Raw genomic sequence first — 17,367 nt, 5'->3', positions numbered from 1 at the left:
AAACGCCCGGTTACATTCCGAACCCGGAAGCTAAGCCTTACAGCGCCGATGGTACTGCAGGGGGGACCCTGTGGGAGAGTAGGACGCCGCCGAACTCCTTTCAGAGCTCTGGCTCTCGGGCGTATAGCCCGAGGGCCAGAGCTTTTTTGCGTTGAGGTAGGGTCGGGGGCATCGTCGACACGATTCCCACAGGAGGATCCCGGGTGGAGGTTCAGGAGACGCGGATCCAGACGGACCGCGTGCTCACCATCCCGAACATGCTCAGCATGGCGCGGCTCGTCGGCGTACCCCTCTTCCTGTGGTTGATCCTCAGGCCCGAGTTCGGCGGCCCCGAGAGCGACGGCTGGGCGCTCCTGGTGCTGGCCCTCAGCGGCATCACCGACTACCTGGACGGGAAACTCGCGCGGCGCTGGAACCAGATCAGCAGCCTCGGCCGGCTCCTCGACCCCGCCGCCGACCGGCTCTACATCCTCTCCACCCTCGTAGGGCTCACCTGGCGCGAGATCCTGCCGCTCTGGCTGACCGCCGCACTGCTGGCCCGTGAGCTGGTCCTCCTCGTCATGGTGGGCATTCTCCGGCGGCACGGCTATCCGCCGCCACAGGTCAACTTCCTGGGGAAGGCCGCCACCTTCAACCTGATGTGTGCCTTCCCGCTGCTCCTGCTCAGTGACGGAACTGGCTGGATCTCGTCACTCGCTGCTATTTTCGGCTGGGCGTTCGCCGGATGGGGTACAACCCTGTATTGGTGGGCAGGAGTGCTTTACGTGGTCCAAGTCCGCCGCCTGATCCGTGCGGACACCATGGCCGATTGACTCGCTGACTGGCGCGCTCATGGCTGCGCGATGCCCCGTGGTGAAACACGCGGGGCAATCTCGGCGGGAGAAGTCGGCCAGACCGTCGTCTCTTCGAGGAGGACGCTTCCGACATGAAGGCCGTCGTGATGGCCGGAGGCGAAGGCACGCGCCTTCGCCCCATGACCTCAAGCATGCCCAAGCCGCTCCTGCCGGTGGCCAACCGGCCGATCATGGAGCACGTTCTGAGGCTGCTGAAAAGGCATGGGCTCAACGAAACCGTTGTGACTGTCCAGTTTCTTGCGTCACTCGTCAAGAACTATTTCGGTGACGGCGAGGAGCTCGGGATGGAGCTCACCTATGCCAACGAGGAGAAGCCACTCGGTACCGCCGGGAGCGTCAAGAACGCCGAAGAGGCGCTGAAGGACGATGCTTTCCTCGTCATCTCCGGTGACGCCCTGACCGACTTCGACCTCACCGAGCTGATCAATTTCCACAAGGAGAAGGGCGCCCTGGTCACGGTCTGCCTGACCCGCGTCCCCAACCCCCTGGAATTCGGCATCACCATTGTGGACGAGGAAGGCAAGGTCGAGCGCTTCCTCGAGAAGCCGACCTGGGGACAGGTCTTCTCCGACACAGTGAACACCGGCATCTACGTGATGGAGCCCGAGGTCTTCGACTACGTCGAGCCCGACGTACCCGTCGACTGGTCCGGTGACGTCTTCCCCCAGCTGATGAAGGAGGGCAAGCCCGTCTACGGCTATGTCGCCGAGGGCTACTGGGAGGACGTAGGCACGCACGAGAGCTATGGGAAGGCGCAGGCCGACGTCCTCGAGGGCAAGGTCGATGTCGACATCGACGGCTTCGAGATCTCCCCGGGCGTATGGGTCGCCGAAGGGGCCGAGGTGCACCCCGACGCCGTGCTCCGTGGGCCGCTCTACATCGGGGACTACGCCAAGGTCGAGGCCGGCGCGGAGATCCGCGAACACACGGTCGTGGGTTCCAACGTCGTCGTCAAGAGCGGCGCGTTCATGCACAAGGCCGTCGTCCACGACAACGTGTACGTCGGACCGCACAGCAATCTGCGCGGCTGCGTCGTCGGCAAGAACACCGACATCATGCGCGCGGCACGGATCGAGGACGGCGCCGTCATCGGTGACGAGTGCCTGATCGGTGAGGAATCGATCGTCCAGGGCAATGTGCGGGTCTACCCGTTCAAGACCATCGAGGCAGGCGCGTTCGTCAACACCTCGGTCATCTGGGAATCCAGAGGACAGGCGCATCTCTTCGGCGCCCGGGGCGTGTCCGGCATCCTGAACGTCGAGATCACGCCGGAACTCGCGGTACGGCTGGCCGGCGCGTACGCGACGACGCTGAAGAAGGGCTCGACCGTCACCACGGCGCGCGACCACTCCCGCGGCGCCCGTGCGCTGAAGCGAGCGGTCATCTCCGCCCTCCAGGCCAGCGCCATCGACGTACGGGACCTGGAGAACGTGCCGCTGCCCGTGGCACGGCAGCAGACCGCACGGGGCAGTGCGGGCGGCATCATGATCCGGACCACGCCCGGCGTGCCGGACTCCGTCGACATCATGTTCTTCGACGGGCAGGGAGCCGACCTCTCGCAAGGCAGTCAGCGGAAACTGGACCGGGTGTTCGCGCGGCAGGAGTACCGGCGGGCGTTCCCGGGGGAGATCGGGGACCTGCACTTCCCGGCCAGTGTCTTCGACTCGTACACGGGATCCCTGCTGCGCAACGTCGACATCACCGGCATCGCGGAGTCCGGGCTCAAGGTGGTCGTGGACGCCTCCAACGGCAGCGCCGGCCTCGTGCTGCCGAGCCTGCTCGGCAAGCTGGGCGTCGACTCGCTGACCATCAACCCCGGCCTCGACGAGTCCCGGCCGACCGAGACCGCCGACATGCGGCGCTCGGGCCTGGTCCGGCTCGGGGAGATCGTGGCATCCTCCGGTGCCGCGTTCGGCGTGCGGTTCGACCCCGTGGGCGAGCGGCTGTCCCTGGTCGACGAGAAGGGGCGGATCATCGAGGACGACCGGGCGCTGCTCGTGATGCTCGACCTCATCGCCTCCGAGCGGCGCAGCGGCCGGGTCGCGCTCCCGGTGACCACCACCAGGATCGCCGAGCAGGTGGCGGCGTACCACGGCACGCAGGTCGAGTGGACGACGACCTCGCCCGACGACCTCACGCGCGTGGGCGGCGAGGAAGGGACGATCTTCGGCGGTGACGGCAAGGGCGGCTTCATCGTCCCCGAGTTCAGCAGTGTCTACGACGGCACCGCGGCCTTCGTGCGGCTCATCGGGCTGGTGGCGCGGACGCAGCTCACACTCAGCCAGATCGACGCGCGGATTCCGCGTGCGCACGTGCTCAAGCGGGACCTGGCGACCCCGTGGGCTGTCAAGGGCCTGGTGATGCGGCGGGTCGTCGAAGCGGCCGGAGACCGCTTCGTGGACACCACCGACGGCGTGCGCGTGGTGGAGACCGACGGCCGCTGGGTGATGGTGCTGCCCGACCCGGCCGAGGCGGTCACCCACCTGTGGGCCGAAGGCCCCGACGACGCCTCCGCACAGGCCCTGCTCGACGAGTGGGCGACGGTCGTGGACAGCGCGGGACGGTAAAACGATCAGTACACGTGCGTGCCGGACAAGTATCCCCAACGGGGCCTGTCCGGCACGCCGGTAGGTCCGTTCGTAGGCAGTGGCCGCGGCGTGCGACGATGTGCGTCATGCCGCAGCCACCCCCCGTTCGGAGCACACCCGCGCGGCCCGTGCGTCCGGACGCCTCCATGTCGTTGCTCACCAACGTCATGGACCACAGCCTCGACGACGGGTACGCCGAGGCCGCCGTGCGGAAGAAGGCCGACGGCGAGGGCGGCATGCCGAAGACCCTCAGGGCCAGGCTCGGACTCGCCGTCGGCCTGGTGCTCGCCGGCCTGATCGTGACCGTCGGCGCCGCGCAGGCCCGGGTCGAGGCGCCCGTCGTCGCCAAGGAGCGCGAGGAACTGATCGACCGCATCGATCAGGAGACCGACGCCGCGGACGAGCTCGAGAACGGCATCGACGAGCTGCGCGCGGACGTGGGCGCGCGCCAGCGCGAGGCGCTCCGGGACAGCGGCGCAGGCGACCGGTCCGCGCTGGTGGGCATCCTGTCCGGCGCCGTCGCGGTGCACGGCCCCGGCGTGCGGCTCGTGGTGAACGACGCCAAGGACACCAGCGCGGGCGGCGACGGCGACCCGCGGTCGACCTCCGGATTCGCCGACACCGGGCGGGTCCGCGACCGGGACATGCAACGGGTGGTCAACGGCCTGTGGGCGTCCGGCGCGGAGGCCGTCTCCATCAACGGACAGCGGCTGACGGCCCTGTCGGCGATCAGGGCCGCGGGCGACGCGATACTGGTCGACAACAAGCCGCTGGTGCCGCCGTACACGGTGCTCGCGGTGGGGGACGGCGGGCGACTGAGCGACCGGTTCCAGAACAGCGCGGACGGGCTCTATCTGCACGCCCTGCAGGAGAACTACGGCATCCGGACGGCCATCTCCACGGAGGACGACGTCCGGCTGCCCGCAGCACCGAGTGTGATCGTACGTACCGCACAGCCGATAACCGGGAAGGGCACATCGTGATCGCCGTACTGGGCCTCGTCGTGGGAGTCGTGGCCGGACTGTGGGTCCGGCCCGAGGTTCCGGCGGTCGTCGAGCCTTATCTGCCGATCGCCGTCGTCGCGGCGCTCGACGCCGTGTTCGGAGGGCTGCGGGCCATGCTCGACGGCATCTTCGACGACAAGGTCTTCGTGGTGTCGTTCCTGTCCAACGTCGTCGTCGCCGCACTGATCGTGTTCCTCGGCGACAAGCTCGGCGTGGGGGCCCAGCTGTCCACGGGCGTCGTCGTCGTCCTCGGTATCCGCATCTTCTCCAACGCCGCGGCGATCCGCCGGCACGTCTTCCGGGCGTGAGGCCGATGAGCGAGCGAGAGCACGACGAGACGACACGCCCGCCGGTGTCCCGGCCCGGGCCCGCTGCCGAGGCCCGGCCCGCGACGGGCCTGCGCAAGGAGCTGCCCGCAGAGGTCCCCGTGGTCCCCGTGATCCCTCCGCGCCCCTTCGCGGGAGCGGAGGAGGCCCCGCAGGAGCGGCCCGAGCCCGGTCCGACCGGACGGCAGCGACTGGTGGCGGGCCTGTGGCCACCGCGGGTGACCCGGGCCCAACTCATCGTCGCCCTGCTGCTGTTCGGCCTCGGTTTCGGGCTGGCCGTCCAGGTGGCCTCGAACAGCGACGGCGACAGCGCACTGCGCGGGGCACGCCAGGAGGATCTTGTGCGGATCCTCGATGAACTCGACGACCGCACAGAGCGTCTTGAAGACGAGAAGCAGGGACTCGAGAAGCAGCGCGACGAGCTGGAGAACAGCTCCGACCAGGCCGAAGAGGCCCGGAAGCAGATGATGGAGAAGGAACGGCAACTCGGCGTCCTGGCGGGCACCGTGGCCGCGGAGGGTCCCGGGATCACGATGACCATCGAAGACACGAAGGGGACGGTCGAGGCGAACATGCTGCTCGACGCCATTCAGGAGCTGCGCGCGGCGGGGGCCGAGGCGATCCAGGTCAACGGCGTGCGTGTGGTGGCGAGCACCTATCTGACGGATTCCGGGAACGGCGTCGGCGTGGACGGGAACAAGATCACCGCGCCCTATCGTTTCAAGGTCATCGGCAAGCCGCAGGACCTCGAGCCGGCGCTCAACATCCCCGGAGGAGTGGTGCAGACTCTCGAGAAGGAACGGGCCACCGTTACGGTGGAGCGGTCGACCAAGATCGTCGTGGATGCCTTGCGGGCGGCGAAGCGGCCTGACTACGCTCGGTCGTCCTCCCGGTGAACCGGGGGTGCATGCGGGGCGTCCGGCGAGGGCATGAGGTTGCGGGGGGTCGGCGCACCGAATGGGTGGTGCGTGGTGGAAACTGTCTGGCGGAGGCGGACGTTGTGAGGATGTCCGGGTCGGCCAATGTGTTCAATCAGGGTTCGTCCTGCCCCACGGGCGGGTCTGTTTCGGTCAAGGGGAATCGCCCGTGAAGTTGTTTGCGAAATTGTTCGGCAAGAGCGCGCGGCGAGAGGGCAGCGACAACGCGACCGCTCGCCATCGCGCACAGCCTGATGCGGAAGGTCAGCGTCCGCTGTTCCGGGACCAGGTCGGCGGTGCCGGGGGCCGGGGTGCGTCCTCCGCTGACCCCGCGCAGTCGGGCGGCATAGGCTTCGGGCAGACGCCGGCCTCAGGTGCGGGCGGAGGACACTCCGACCCGTACGCGTCCCAAGCTCCCGGCGGGCAGCCGCGGCAGGAGGATCCTTCCATGTCGGCACTGGTCTGTTCGAGGTGCGGCAACCGCAACGCGGAGAACAGTCGCTTCTGCTCCAACTGCGGAGCGCTGCTCAGGCCCGGAGCCGCCCCGGAGCGCCCCTCCGAGACGACGTCCACGATCTCGATCTCCGGTCTCGAGGCCTACGACGCCGAGGTCACCGGCCAGACGCAGATGCCGACGCTCTCCCCGGAGGCGCAGGCGGCGGTCGACGCGCTGCCGGTGGGCTCCGCGCTCCTCGTGGTGCGCCGCGGACCGAACTCGGGCAGCCGCTTCCTGCTGGACGGCGACCTGACCACGGCCGGGCGGCACCCGCAGAGCGACATCTTCCTGGACGACGTGACGGTCTCCCGCCGGCACGTGGAGTTCCGCCGCGGCGCGGACGGCTCGTTCACGGTGGCCGACGTCGGCAGCCTCAACGGCACGTACGTCAACCGCGAGCGGATCGACCAGGTCGCCCTGTCCAACGGTGACGAGGTGCAGATCGGCAAGTACCGGCTGGTCTTCCACGCGAGCCAGCGGGGCTACTGACCGCCCCCGGATTCCGTCCGGGGGTACTCCAGGGAAGGTCCATGCCGCAGACACCGAGCGGCGGTGCCGGGAACGGCGCCGCCGCCGACACCGGACTGATGAGCATCGGCGGGGTGCTGAGCGTGCTGCGCGAGGAGTTCCCCGAAGTCACCATCTCCAAGATCCGTTTCCTGGAGTCGGAAGGGCTCATCGAGCCGCAGCGGACCCCCTCGGGGTACCGCAAGTTCAGCGCCGGGGACGTCGAGCGCCTCGGCCATGTGCTGAGAATGCAGCGGGACCACTATCTGCCGCTCAAGGTGATCCGCGAGCACCTGACGGCCCTGGAGCGCGGTGAAGCCGTCCAGCCGCCGGTACTGGGCCGGCCGGGTGACGGGGACGCCGCCCACGAGCCGGCCCCCGACGGGCCGGCGGCGGCCCGCGTCGGGCGTGACCGGCTGCTGGCGGCCGCCGGCGTCGACGAGCCGACGCTCGCCGAGTGGGAGTCCTACGGACTGCTCACCCAGGTGGGGGACGGGGTGTACGACGCCGAGTCGGTCACCGTCGCCGGCCTCATCGCGGAGCTGGGGCGGTTCGGGATCGAGCCGCGTCACCTGAGGGCGATGAAGGCCGCGGCCGACCGGGAGGCCGGCCTCGTGGACCAGGTCGTCGCCCCGCTGAAACGCCACCGGAACCCGCAGACCCGGGCCCACGCCGAGGCCCGCACCAAGGAGCTGGCGGCGCTCACGGTGAAGCTGCACGCGGCGCTGGTGCAGTCGGCGCTCGGGGTACGGCTGCCCTGACGGGGCAGGGCCCGGCGGGCCGGATCGGTCACCCGTTCCCGGCCCGACTACCCAAACGTCCCGGGCACGGCCTAGGGTTGCTGTGTGAACGAGCTCGATGTCGTAGGTGTCCGGGTCGAGATGCCCTCCAACCAACCGATCGTGCTGTTGCGTGAGGTGGGCGGCGACCGCTACCTCCCCATCTGGATCGGACCGGGGGAGGCGACGGCCATCGCCTTCGCCCAGCAGGGCATGGCCCCCGCACGGCCGCTGACCCACGACCTGTTCAAGGACGTGCTGGAAGCCGTCGGCCAGGAGCTCACGGAAGTGCGGATCACCGACCTGCGCGAGGGCGTCTTCTACGCCGAGCTGGTCTTCGCCAGCGGGGTCGAGGTGAGTGCCCGCCCCTCCGACGCCATAGCGCTGGCACTGCGCACGGGCACGCCGATCTACGGCAGTGACACGGTGCTCGACGACGCGGGGATCGCCATCCCGGACGAGCAGGAGGACGAGGTGGAGAAGTTCCGTGAGTTCCTCGACCAGATCTCGCCGGAGGACTTCGGATCGAGCAACCAGTAGGGGAGGAGGACACCGCCGCCCCGGCCGACCGCCGGGCTCGCGCCGAAGGCATTCGGCTAGCCTTTCCCCGCGGTGGGGTACGGGAAACCACTCTTAGGGTGATTATCACTCGGCGTGCCGAGTGTGGCGATCGTTGACGCACCCTTGGTGACTGCCTACCGTCGAGGAGGCAGGTCAAGGACGGAGGTCGGCGTGAGAAGCAGCGGCGACGGTACGGCTGGGGGTGTCCCGGGCCACGGTGTCGGGGTGAGCGGGCCGTATCCCTCCCAGAGTTCTCCCCTCCGCTCGAACGGAGGACATCCCGCGCACGGCGGCGCCGTCGATCACGCCCCGCAGCGACCGACGGCCGTGCCGGGCGGTGGAGGGGCGGCGTCCATGGCGTCCGAGCAGATCGGCTACCGGGGGCCCACGGCCTGTGCCGCCGCCGGTATCACTTACCGGCAGCTCGACTACTGGGCCCGCACGGGGCTGGTCGAGCCGAGCGTGCGGCCGGCCCACGGGTCGGGGACGCAGCGGCTCTACAGCTTTCGCGACGTCGTCGTGCTGAAGATCGTCAAGCGGTTCCTCGACACGGGAGTGTCCCTGCAGAACATCCGCACCGCGGTACGGCATCTGCGGGAGAGCGACTTCGGCGACCTGGAGCGCATGACGCTGATGAGCGACGGCGCCACGGTCTACGAGTGCACCTCGCCCGACGAGGTGCACGCCCTGCTCCAGGGCGGGCAGGGCATCTTCGGGATCGCCGTGGGCGTGGTGTGGCGGGACGTCGAGAGCGCGCTGTCCCAGCTGCACGGCGAGCGCGTCGACACCGGGGAGACCCTGGTCGGCCACAACCCGATGGACGAGCTGGCGCGGCGGCGGAACAAGGCCGTCTAGGACGGTGCCGAGGACGGCGTTGTCAGTGGCGTAGGGCAGCATCGAGGATGTGAGATCCGCGCCCACGATCCTGCATCTCGACATGGATGCCTTCTTCGCCTCGGTGGAGCAGGCGTCCAAGCCGAGCCTGCGCGGGAAGGCCGTCGTCGTGGGCGGGCTCGGGCCGCGCGGTGTGGTCGCCACCGCCTCGTACGAGGCCCGCGTCTTCGGCGTCCACTCGGCGATGCCCATGGCGCAGGCCCGGCGGCTCGCGCCGAACGCCGCGTATCTGGTGCCGCGGTTCGCTCTCTACCGGTCGATCAGCGAGCAGGTGATGGCGCTGCTGCGGGCCCTGTCACCCCTCGTGGAGCCGCTCAGTCTCGACGAGGCGTTCGTCGACCTGGAGGCGGGCGGCACGGCCCGGGACGAGCGGTCGGCGCGTCTGGCCGGGGCGAAGCTGCGCGCGGACATCCGGGAGGTCACCGGCCTCACCGGGTCGGTGGGGCTCGCTGCCTCCAAGATGCTGGCGAAGATCGCGTCGGAGCGGGCGAAGCCGGACGGGATGGTGCTGATCGAGCCGGGCACGGAGCGGGCGCTGCTGGGTCCGCTGTCCGTCCGGACGCTGCCGGGCGTCGGACCGGCCACCGGAGACCACCTCAGAAGGGCCGGGATCCACACGGTCGACGAGCTCGCCGAGGCCGGGGAGGACGAGCTCGTACGACTGCTGGGCAAGGCGCACGGGCACGGGCTGTACGCGATGGCGCTGGCGCGGGACGAGCGCCCCGTGGTGGCGGAGCGGGAGACGAAGTCGGTGTCGGTCGAGGACACGTACGACGTGGACATCCACGACCGGGCGCGGGTCGGCACGGAGGTGCGGCGGCTCGCGGACCGGTGCGTGCACAGACTGCGGGGGGCCGGACTGTCGGGGCGGACCATCGTGCTCAAGGTGCGGCGGTACGACTTCTCGACCCTCACCCGGTCGGAGACGCTGCGGGGGCCCACGGACGACACGGCGGTGGTGCGGGAGGCCGCGGCGCGGCTGCTGGACTCGGTGGACACGACGGGCGGGGTGCGGCTGCTGGGGGTGGGGGTCAGCGGACTGGCCGACTACACGCAGGAGGACCTGTTCGCGCAGGCGGCCGGGGTGCGCGAGGACGGCCCTCCCGGTGAGGAGCCCGAGGCCGCGCCCGCGGCCGAGCAGCGGGCACCCGCCGAGCGGCGATGGCCGGCGGGGCACGACGTACGGCACACCGCGCACGGGCACGGGTGGGTGCAGGGCAGCGGGCTGGGCCGGGTCACGGTGCGCTTCGAGACGCCCGGCTCGTCTCCGGGCCGGGTGAGGACCTTCCGGGTCGACGACCCGGAACTGGAGCCGGCGGAACCGCTCCCGCTGGTGCCGCACACCGCCCAGGAGGGCGGGGGCGTGAAGGCCGGCGGGGTGCCGTCGGAGAGGTCGTGAACGGCGAGGGTCTCCGGCGGGCGGTCAGGCCGGTTCGTCCCTGCCCGCGAGCTTGCCGAAGGTGTGGTCCGGGAGCGGGGGAGGCGCGGCGACGTCCAGACCGTAGTGGTGGTAGAGCTGGAGTTCCTGTTCGGGGGAGAGGTGGCGGCCCACGCCGAAGTCGGGGGCGTCCTTGATGACGGCGCGTTCGAAGGGGACGTGGAGGGCGCCGTCGACCAGTTCGCTGGGCTCCAGGGGCACGAAGGCGTCCCTGCTGAACAGCCCGGTGCGTATCGCCGCCCACTCCGGCACTCCGGTGGCGTCGTCGAGGTAGACCTCGTCGATCGTGCCGATCCGCGTTCCCCTGAGGTCGAACGCCTTGCGGCCGATCAGATGGCGTGGGTCGATGTCGGTCTGCACGGGTCCTCCATTCGTCGCGCACTCCTCCGTAACCACCACAAAACGGCACAATCGGCTGTGCGGCCACTCGAAGGCCCCGGTGTTGTGCTCGCTGGTACGCTGGCAAACGGCTGCTGATCCCGTGCGGGAGAGTCCTCCAGACACCATCGGAGGCGCCGAAGGAGCAAATCCTCCCCGGAATCTCTCAGGCACACGTACCGCACGGACGAGGTCACTCTGGAAAGCAGGGCGGGTGTCGACGGCTTCCGCTCTCACCGACGGTGAAAGCCGGACGCCCCCGGGTGGTCCGGTGAAGCTCTCAGGTCGAGATGACAGAGGGGGAGGCCGTCCGGGCACCCGCGCCGTGGTGCCCCTCGAAGGTCGTCAGACCAGGAGGCCTCCGCAATGACCGCCCCTCGCACTCCGCTCTCCGAGCTCGAACAGGCCATGCCCTTCGAGCAGCGCCACATCGGCCCCGACCACGAGGCGCGGGCCAAGATGCTCGCGCAGGTCGGCTACGGCTCGCTCGACGAACTGACGGCCGCCGCGGTGCCGGATGTGATCAAGAACGCCGACGCGCTGGACCTGCCGGGCGCGCGGAGCGAGGCCGAGGTGCTCGCCGAGCTGCGGTCGCTGGCCGACCGCAACGAGGTGCTCGGCTCCATGATCGGGCTCGGGTACTACGGCACCTTCACCCCGCCCGTGATCCTGCGCAACGTCATGGAGAACCCCGCCTGGTACACGGCCTACACGCCGTACCAGCCGGAGATCTCGCAGGGGCGGCTCGAGGCGCTGCTGAACTTCCAGACCGTGGTCGCCGAGCTCACCGGCCTGCCGACCTCCGGTGCCTCCCTGCTCGACGAGGGCACCGCCGCCGCCGAGGCGATGGCGCTGATGCGGCGCATGGGCAGGAACAAGAAGGGCTTGTTCCTGGTCGACGCGGACGCCCTGCCGCAGACCGTCGCCGTGATCGAGACCCGCGCCGAGCCGACCGGCGTCGAGGTCGTCGTCGCCGACCTGAGCGAGGGCATCCCGGCGGGGATCGCCGAGCGTGAGATCAACGGCGTACTGATCCAGTACCCCGGCGCCTCCGGTGCCGTACGCGACATCAAGTCCGTGATCGACCAGGCGCACGAGCTCGGCGCGCTCGTCACCGTCGCCGCCGATCTGCTCGCCCTCACGCTGCTGAAGTCCCCCGGCGAGCTGGGCGCGGACATCGCGGTCGGCACCACCCAGCGCTTCGGCGTGCCGATGGGCTTCGGCGGGCCGCACGCCGGCTACATGGCCGTGCGGGAGAAGATGGCGCGCAGCCTGCCCGGACGGCTCGTCGGCGTCTCCGTCGACGCCGAGGGGAACAAGGCCTACCGGCTCGCCCTGCAGACGCGCGAGCAGCACATCCGCCGCGAGAAGGCCACCAGCAACATCTGCACCGCCCAGGTGCTGCTCGCCGTCATGGCGGGGATGTACGCGGTCTACCACGGCCCCCAGGGACTGCGGCTCATCGCGCGCCGCACCCACCGGTACGCCACGGTCCTCGCCGAGGGGCTGCGGGCCGGCGGAGCCGAGATCGTGCACGGCTCCTACTTCGACACACTGACCGTGCGGGTCCCGGGGCGGGCGGCCGAGGTCGTCGCCGCCGCCCGTGACAACGGCGTCAACCTGCGCCTCGTCGACGCCGACCACGTCTCGATCGCCTGTGACGAGACCACCACCAGGGACCGGCTGACCGCCGTGTGGAGCGCCTTCGGCACCGAGGGCGACGTCGAGGCCCTGGACGCGGCCGCGCGGGACACGCTGCCGGACAGCCTGCTGCGCAACGACGAGTACCTGACGCACCCCGTCTTCCGGCAGCACCGCTCCGAGACGGCGATGCTGCGCTACCTGCGCCGTCTCGCCGACCGCGACTACGCGCTGGACCGCGGCATGATCCCGCTGGGCTCCTGCACCATGAAGCTCAACGCGACCACCGAGATGGAGCCGGTCACCTGGCCCGAGTTCGGGCAGCTGCACCCCTTCGCGCCCGCCGACCAGGCGCGCGGCTACCTCACGCTCATCCGTGAGCTGGAGGAGCGGCTCGCCGAGGTCACCGGCTACGACAAGGTCTCCCTCCAGCCCAACGCCGGCTCCCAGGGCGAGCTGGCCGGCCTGCTCGCCGTACGCGGCTACCACCGGGCCAACGGCGACGAGCGGCGCACCGTCTGCCTGATCCCGTCCTCCGCGCACGGCACCAACGCCGCGAGCGCCGTGATGGCCGGCATGAAGGTCGTGGTCGTCAAGACGTCCGACGACGGCGAGATCGACGTCGCGGACCTGCGGGCGAAGATCGCGCAGTACCGCGACGAGCTGTCCGTGCTGATGATCACCTACCCGTCGACGCACGGCGTGTTCGAGGAGCACGTCGCCGACATCTGCGCGGAGGTGCACGAGGCCGGCGGCCAGGTGTACGTCGACGGCGCCAACCTCAACGCGCTGGTGGGGCTGGCCAAGCCGGGCCACTTCGGCGGCGACGTCTCGCACCTGAACCTGCACAAGACCTTCTGCATCCCGCACGGCGGCGGCGGCCCCGGTGTCGGCCCGGTCGGCGTGCGGGCCCACCTCGCCCCGTACCTGCCCAACCACCCGCTGCAGCCCGAGGCCGGTCCGGAGACGGGCGTCGGGCCCGTCTCGGCGGCGCCGTGGGGTTCGGCGGGCATCCTGCCGATCTCGTGGGCGTACGTCCGTCTCATGGGCGGGGAGGGCCTCAAGCGGGCCACGCAGGTGGCGGTGCTCAGCGCCAACTACATCGCCAAGCGCCTCGAGCCGCACTACCCGGTGCTCTACACGGGCCCCGGCGGCCTCGTCGCGCACGAGTGCATCATCGACCTGCGCCCGCTGACCAAGGCGACCGGTGTCAGCGTCGACGACGTGGCCAAGCGGCTGATCGACTACGGCTTCCACGCGCCGACGATGTCGTTCCCGGTGGCCGGCACGCTGATGATCGAGCCCACCGAGTCCGAGGACCTGACCGAGATCGACCGGTTCTGCGACGCGATGATCGCGATCCGGACGGAGATCGAGAAGGTCGGCTCCGGCGAGTGGCCGGCGGAGGACAACCCGCTGCGGGGCGCCCCGCACACCGCCGCCATGCTCGGAGGGGAGTGGCAGCACGCGTACGGTCGCGCCGAGGCCGTGTTCCCGGCCGGGGTGAACGCCGCCGACAAGTACTGGCCGCCGGTGCGCCGCATCGACCAGGCCTTCGGCGACCGGAACCTGGTCTGCTCCTGCCCGCCGCTGGACGCGTACGAGGACTGACGGACCGCGGGACCACGAGGGCTCCGCTCCGGCCCCCATAGGCCGGGCGGGGCCCTCCGCCCGTCTCAGGCCGGGTACGCGTGGGTCTGGGCCGCCTTGACCGCCGCCCAGACCGGCGCGCCCGGACGCAGATCCAGCTCGGCCGCGGCGACCGTGGTGAGGTCGGCGGCCAGCGGCATCTCCCCGGTGAGCTCCGCGCGGATCCGGTCCCCGTGGGTCTCGAGGCCGGTGACCGCGCACTGCCAGAGGTTGCGGGCGCTGGAGCCGGTCGGCCGGTCGCGGTACAGGGTCACGGCATCGGGCGGGAACGCCACGAAGACGGGGCCGCAGAGGTCCTCGGTGGTGCTGACGGCGGGACCCGCGTCCAGCCGCACCGTGTGGCCGTCGGCCCGCCCGCGGTACAGGTTGAGACCGACCAGCCGGGCGACGTACTCGGTGCGCGGGTGGCGGGCGATGTCGGAGGGGGTGCCCTCCTGCACGATCCGGCCGTGCTCCACGACCACCAGGCGGTCGGCCAGCACCATGGCGTCCAGCGCATCGTGGGTGACCAGGACGGCGACGGCCTCGAAGGCGGCCAGATGGCGGCGGAGCCGGGCGCGCACCTCCAGCCGGGTGCGGGCGTCCAGCGCCGCGAGCGGCTCGTCCAGGAGCAGCAGCCGGGGACGGATGGCCAGGGCGCGGGCGAGCGCCACCCGTTGGGCCTGCCCCCCGGACAGGTGCCCGGGCTTGGCCGCCGCGTGCTCGGCCAGACCCATGCGGTCCAGCCACTCGGCGGCCCGGGCCCGTGCCCGGGCCTTGCCGGCGCCCCGGCAGCGCGGTCCGAAGGCCACGTTGTCGAGGGCGGTCAGGTGCGGGAAGAGCAGGTAGTCCTGGAAGACGACGCCCACCGGGCGGGACTCGGGCGGCGTGCGGTGCAGCTCGGCGCCGTCCAGCACCAGATGACCGGCGGTGAGGGGAGCGAGGCCGGCGAGGGCGCGCAGGGCGGTGGTCTTGCCGGCGCCGTTCGGACCCAGCAGGGCGACGACCTCGCCGGGCGCCGCGGTCAGCGCGATGTCCAGGCGGAACGCACCGCGGTCCACCACGAGCCGCGCGTCCAGGCCCTCGGCGCCGGTCCGGTCCGGCTTCGGTTCGGGATCGTCGCGCATGGTCCTGGTCATGGTGTCAGGCGGTCCTCATCCAGCGGTCCCGCAGCCCGGCCAGCACGGCGATGGACACCGCCAGGAGGACCAGGCTGAGGGCGATCGCGGCGGCCGGGTCGTTCTGCAGCGCGAGATAGACCGCGAGCGGCATGGTCTGGGTACGGCCGGGGAAGTTGCCGGCGAAGGTGATCGTCGCGCCGAACTCCCCGAGCGCCCGGGCCCAGGCCAGTACGGCACCGGCCGCGATGCCGGGGGCGATCAGCGGCAGCGTGACCCGGCGGAACGCGGTGAAGCGGGAGGCGCCCAGCGTGGTGGCCGCTTCCTCGTAGCGCGGGTCGGCGGCCCGCAGCGTGCCCTCGACGCTGATGACGAGGAACGGCATCGCCACGAACGTCTCGGCGAGGACGACGCCCGCGGTGGTGAACGGCAGGGTGACGCCGAACCACGCGTCCAGCCACCGGCCGACGACGCCGTTGCGGCCCAGGGCGAGCAGCAGGGCGACGCCGCCCACCACCGGGGGCAGGACCAGGGGGAGCGTCACCAGGGAACGGACCAGGCTGCGGCCGGGGAAGTCGGTGCGGGCCAGCAGCCAGGCCAGCGGGACGCCCACGACGAGGCTCAGCACGGTCGCCGCGGTGGCGCAGAACAGCGACAGGCGCAGCGCCTCCCACACCCCGGGGCTGGACAGCTGATCGGGCAGGCCGCGCCAGGGAGCACGGACGAGCAGCGCGAGGAGCGGGACGAGGAGGAACGCCAGGCCCAGGAGGGCCGGTGCGAGGAGGACGAGGGGGATGCCGCCCCCCGGGGTGCGGGGGCGCGCCGTCCGGGGGGCTGCCCGGCCCGTGGTCACGGCCTCAGGAATCCGGCCGCGCCCAGGACCCTCCGGCCCTCCGGCGAGTTCACCAGCGCCACGAACGCCTTCGCGGCCGACGGGTTCGGGGCGTTCTCGAGCCGGGCGATCGGATAGTCGTTGACGGCCTGGGCGGACTCGGGGAATTCCACGCCCTCCACCTTGTCACCGGCCGCCTTCACATCCGTGCGGTACACGACGGCGGCGTCCGCCTCCTTCAGCGCGACCTTCGTCAGCGCGCTCTTGACGTCCTGCTCGTACGAGGCGGGCGTCAGGTCGACGCCGCCGGCCGTGAGGGCCGTCCGCGCGGCCGCTCCGCAGGGCACCGGCCTGGCGCACAGCACGACCTTCAGTCCGGGCGCGGTCAGGTCCTCCAGGGAGCCGATCCCGTGCGGGTTGCCCGGAGCGGTGGCGATCTCCAGCCGGTTGCGCACGAAGGTGCCGGGGCGGTCCGCCGTGAGCCCCTCGTCCGTGACGAGTTCCATCGGCTTCGTGCCGGCCGCCGCGAAGACGTCGGCCGGGGCGCCGTTGGCGATGCCGGCGGCCAGCGTGTCGCTGCCGCCGAAGCTGAAGGTGACCTCGGTCCCCGGGTGTTGCTTCTCGAACCGCTCGCCCAGCCTCGTGAAGCTCTCCTTCAGCGAGGCAGCCGCGAAGACGGTGACCGTGCCGGAGGGGCCTTCCCCGGCGGCCCCCGGGGAGGAGCCGGAGCCGGACGCGGAGCAGGCGCTCAGCGCCAGCACGGCGAGGGCCCCGGCGCCGAGGGACCGACGGGTCCGGTGCGCGGAACGGGTCATCTCGTCGCACTCCCTCTGCGGCCGGGGAAGGGCCGGCAGGAACCTTCCGATACGCCGATCATACCGACGCACGTGCCAGCCTGAAGCCCTTGCGCATGCCGCACAAGCGAGGGAAAGGGGCGAGGAAGTGCGCGTGTGCGTTTCCGCGAGCGTGCCGCTGCGGTCAGATGCGGTCAGATGCGGTCGATATGGACGTTCGTCGACTTCACCCGGGCGGTGGCCTCCACGCCGACCTCCAGGCCCAGTTCCTCCACGGCCTCCCGGGTGAGCAGGGAGACCAGGCGGTGCGGGCCGGCCTGGATCTCGACCTGGGCGGCGACGTCGCCCAGCTTGATGGCGGTGACGATGCCGGGGAACGCGTTGCGCGCGGAGGTGTACGGGGCGTCCTCCTCGGCGGCGCCCGCCCTGGCCAGTTCGACGGAGAACGCGGCGAGGTCCCGCCCGTCGACGAGCCGCCGTCCGCCGTCGTCGCGGTGGGTGGTGATACGGCCCGCGTCCGCCCAGCGTCGGGCGGTGTCCGGGCTCACTCCGAGCAGCCTCGCTGCCTGGCCGATCGTGTAGGACTGCATGCCGGTCACGATAGGGCGCGC

15 protein-coding genes, 1 rRNA gene, 1 pseudogene and 1 riboswitch are annotated in these 17,367 nt (G+C 71.2%); of the genes and pseudogenes, 12 read left to right on the top strand and 5 right to left on the bottom strand.

From position 1 onward, the window contains the following. The 11 genes and pseudogenes from rrf to ACF07S_RS33060 form a co-directional block, all read left to right on the top strand. Positions 1-95, top strand: a 5S ribosomal RNA gene (rrf, locus tag ACF07S_RS33110); the annotation flags it as partial. A gap of 108 nt (positions 96-203) precedes the next feature. Next, positions 204-812, top strand: a complete 609-nt coding sequence (locus ACF07S_RS33105) for a CDP-alcohol phosphatidyltransferase family protein (RefSeq protein ID WP_391975892.1) — start codon at positions 204-206, stop codon at positions 810-812. A gap of 113 nt (positions 813-925) precedes the next feature. Next, the gene (locus tag ACF07S_RS33100; RefSeq protein WP_391967262.1) at positions 926-3,421 is read left to right on the top strand and encodes a sugar phosphate nucleotidyltransferase; all 2,496 of its coding nucleotides are present in this window, start codon (positions 926-928) and stop codon (positions 3,419-3,421) included. 107 nt (positions 3,422-3,528) lie between these two features. After that, positions 3,529-4,425: a DUF881 domain-containing protein gene (locus ACF07S_RS33095; RefSeq protein WP_391967263.1), complete on the top strand. Its 897-nt coding sequence runs from the start codon at positions 3,529-3,531 to the stop codon at positions 4,423-4,425. After that, positions 4,422-4,754 carry a small basic family protein gene (locus ACF07S_RS33090; protein ID WP_391967264.1) on the top strand — a complete coding sequence of 111 codons (333 nt, stop codon included), beginning with the start codon at positions 4,422-4,424 and terminating at the stop codon, positions 4,752-4,754. Before ACF07S_RS33095 ends, ACF07S_RS33090 begins: the two co-directional genes overlap by 4 nt. A 5-nt stretch (positions 4,755-4,759) precedes the next feature. Continuing rightward, a complete protein-coding gene (locus ACF07S_RS33085) occupies positions 4,760-5,668 on the top strand; it encodes a DUF881 domain-containing protein (protein WP_391967265.1) in 909 nt (302 codons plus the stop codon). Positions 5,669-5,729: 61 nt separating this feature from the next. Beyond that, positions 5,730-6,674: an FHA domain-containing protein gene (locus tag ACF07S_RS33080; RefSeq protein WP_391975891.1), complete on the top strand. Its 945-nt coding sequence runs from the start codon at positions 5,730-5,732 to the stop codon at positions 6,672-6,674. Positions 6,675-6,715: 41 nt separating this feature from the next. Then, positions 6,716-7,453 carry a MerR family transcriptional regulator gene (locus tag ACF07S_RS33075; RefSeq protein ID WP_391967267.1) on the top strand — a complete coding sequence of 246 codons (738 nt, stop codon included), beginning with the start codon at positions 6,716-6,718 and terminating at the stop codon, positions 7,451-7,453. 84 nt (positions 7,454-7,537) lie between these two features. Further along, on the top strand, positions 7,538-8,011 hold the full coding sequence (locus ACF07S_RS33070; protein ID WP_030833746.1) for a bifunctional nuclease family protein: 474 nt from the start codon (positions 7,538-7,540) through the stop codon (positions 8,009-8,011). Between the two features lie 192 nt (positions 8,012-8,203). Continuing rightward, the gene (locus ACF07S_RS33065; RefSeq protein ID WP_391975890.1) at positions 8,204-8,887 is read left to right on the top strand and encodes a MerR family transcriptional regulator; all 684 of its coding nucleotides are present in this window, start codon (positions 8,204-8,206) and stop codon (positions 8,885-8,887) included. 49 nt (positions 8,888-8,936) lie between these two features. Next, positions 8,937-10,431: pseudogene (locus tag ACF07S_RS33060) on the top strand (DNA polymerase IV). On the opposite strand, the gene ACF07S_RS33055 reads toward ACF07S_RS33060, so the two are convergent. After that, complete coding sequence (locus tag ACF07S_RS33055; protein WP_391967269.1) at positions 10,350-10,724, bottom strand: PRC-barrel domain-containing protein; 375 nt, start codon at positions 10,722-10,724, stop codon at positions 10,350-10,352. The pseudogene ACF07S_RS33060 and the gene ACF07S_RS33055 sit on opposite strands and share 82 nt — an antisense overlap. 114 nt (positions 10,725-10,838) lie before the next feature. Next, positions 10,839-10,934, top strand: a riboswitch (glycine riboswitch). A 174-nt stretch (positions 10,935-11,108) separates the two neighbouring features. Between ACF07S_RS33055 and gcvP the strand changes: the two genes are divergently transcribed. Then, positions 11,109-13,994, top strand: a complete 2,886-nt coding sequence (gcvP, locus tag ACF07S_RS33050; protein ID WP_391975889.1) for an aminomethyl-transferring glycine dehydrogenase — start codon at positions 11,109-11,111, stop codon at positions 13,992-13,994. 65 nt (positions 13,995-14,059) lie between these two features. Here the strand turns inward: gcvP and ACF07S_RS33045 are convergent, their stop codons facing one another. From ACF07S_RS33045 to ACF07S_RS33030, 4 genes are all read right to left on the bottom strand, one after another. After that, positions 14,060-15,151: an ABC transporter ATP-binding protein gene (locus ACF07S_RS33045; RefSeq protein ID WP_391967271.1), complete on the bottom strand. Its 1,092-nt coding sequence runs from the start codon at positions 15,149-15,151 to the stop codon at positions 14,060-14,062. A 4-nt stretch (positions 15,152-15,155) separates the two neighbouring features. Continuing rightward, positions 15,156-15,983: a molybdate ABC transporter permease subunit gene (gene modB, locus ACF07S_RS33040; protein ID WP_391967272.1), complete on the bottom strand. Its 828-nt coding sequence runs from the start codon at positions 15,981-15,983 to the stop codon at positions 15,156-15,158. After that, on the bottom strand, positions 15,980-16,777 hold the full coding sequence (gene modA / locus ACF07S_RS33035; RefSeq protein ID WP_391967273.1) for a molybdate ABC transporter substrate-binding protein: 798 nt from the start codon (positions 16,775-16,777) through the stop codon (positions 15,980-15,982). Before modA ends, modB begins: the two co-directional genes overlap by 4 nt. Positions 16,778-16,950: 173 nt before the next feature. Then, on the bottom strand, positions 16,951-17,346 hold the full coding sequence (locus tag ACF07S_RS33030; RefSeq protein ID WP_391967274.1) for a molybdopterin-binding protein: 396 nt from the start codon (positions 17,344-17,346) through the stop codon (positions 16,951-16,953). Positions 17,347-17,367: the final 21 nt, after the last annotated feature.

Origin of the sequence: Streptomyces sp. NPDC016640, from assembly GCF_043076215.1 — a bacterium.
Lineage (GTDB): Bacteria > Actinomycetota > Actinomycetes > Streptomycetales > Streptomycetaceae > Streptomyces.
The sequence above is the reverse complement of the archived record's forward strand: the minus strand, read 5'-3'. Positions and strand labels throughout refer to the sequence as shown.

Bases quoted from the DNA above. Each gene is read 5' to 3' on its own strand.
- ACF07S_RS33030 (WP_391967274.1), bottom strand. From the start codon at position 17,346: ATGCAGTCCTACACGATCGGCCAGGCAGCGAGGCTGCTCGGAGTGAGC.
- ACF07S_RS33100 (WP_391967262.1), top strand. From the start codon at position 926: ATGAAGGCCGTCGTGATGGCCGGAGGCGAAGGCACGCGCCTTCGCCCC.
- ACF07S_RS33085 (WP_391967265.1), top strand. From the start codon at position 4,760: ATGAGCGAGCGAGAGCACGACGAGACGACACGCCCGCCGGTGTCCCGG.
- modA (WP_391967273.1), bottom strand. From the start codon at position 16,777: ATGACCCGTTCCGCGCACCGGACCCGTCGGTCCCTCGGCGCCGGGGCC.
- ACF07S_RS33075 (WP_391967267.1), top strand. From the start codon at position 6,716: ATGCCGCAGACACCGAGCGGCGGTGCCGGGAACGGCGCCGCCGCCGAC.
- ACF07S_RS33080 (WP_391975891.1), top strand. From the start codon at position 5,730: ATGGGTGGTGCGTGGTGGAAACTGTCTGGCGGAGGCGGACGTTGTGAG.
- ACF07S_RS33095 (WP_391967263.1), top strand. From the start codon at position 3,529: ATGCCGCAGCCACCCCCCGTTCGGAGCACACCCGCGCGGCCCGTGCGT.
- gcvP (WP_391975889.1), top strand. From the start codon at position 11,109: ATGACCGCCCCTCGCACTCCGCTCTCCGAGCTCGAACAGGCCATGCCC.
- ACF07S_RS33045 (WP_391967271.1), bottom strand. From the start codon at position 15,151: ATGACCAGGACCATGCGCGACGATCCCGAACCGAAGCCGGACCGGACC.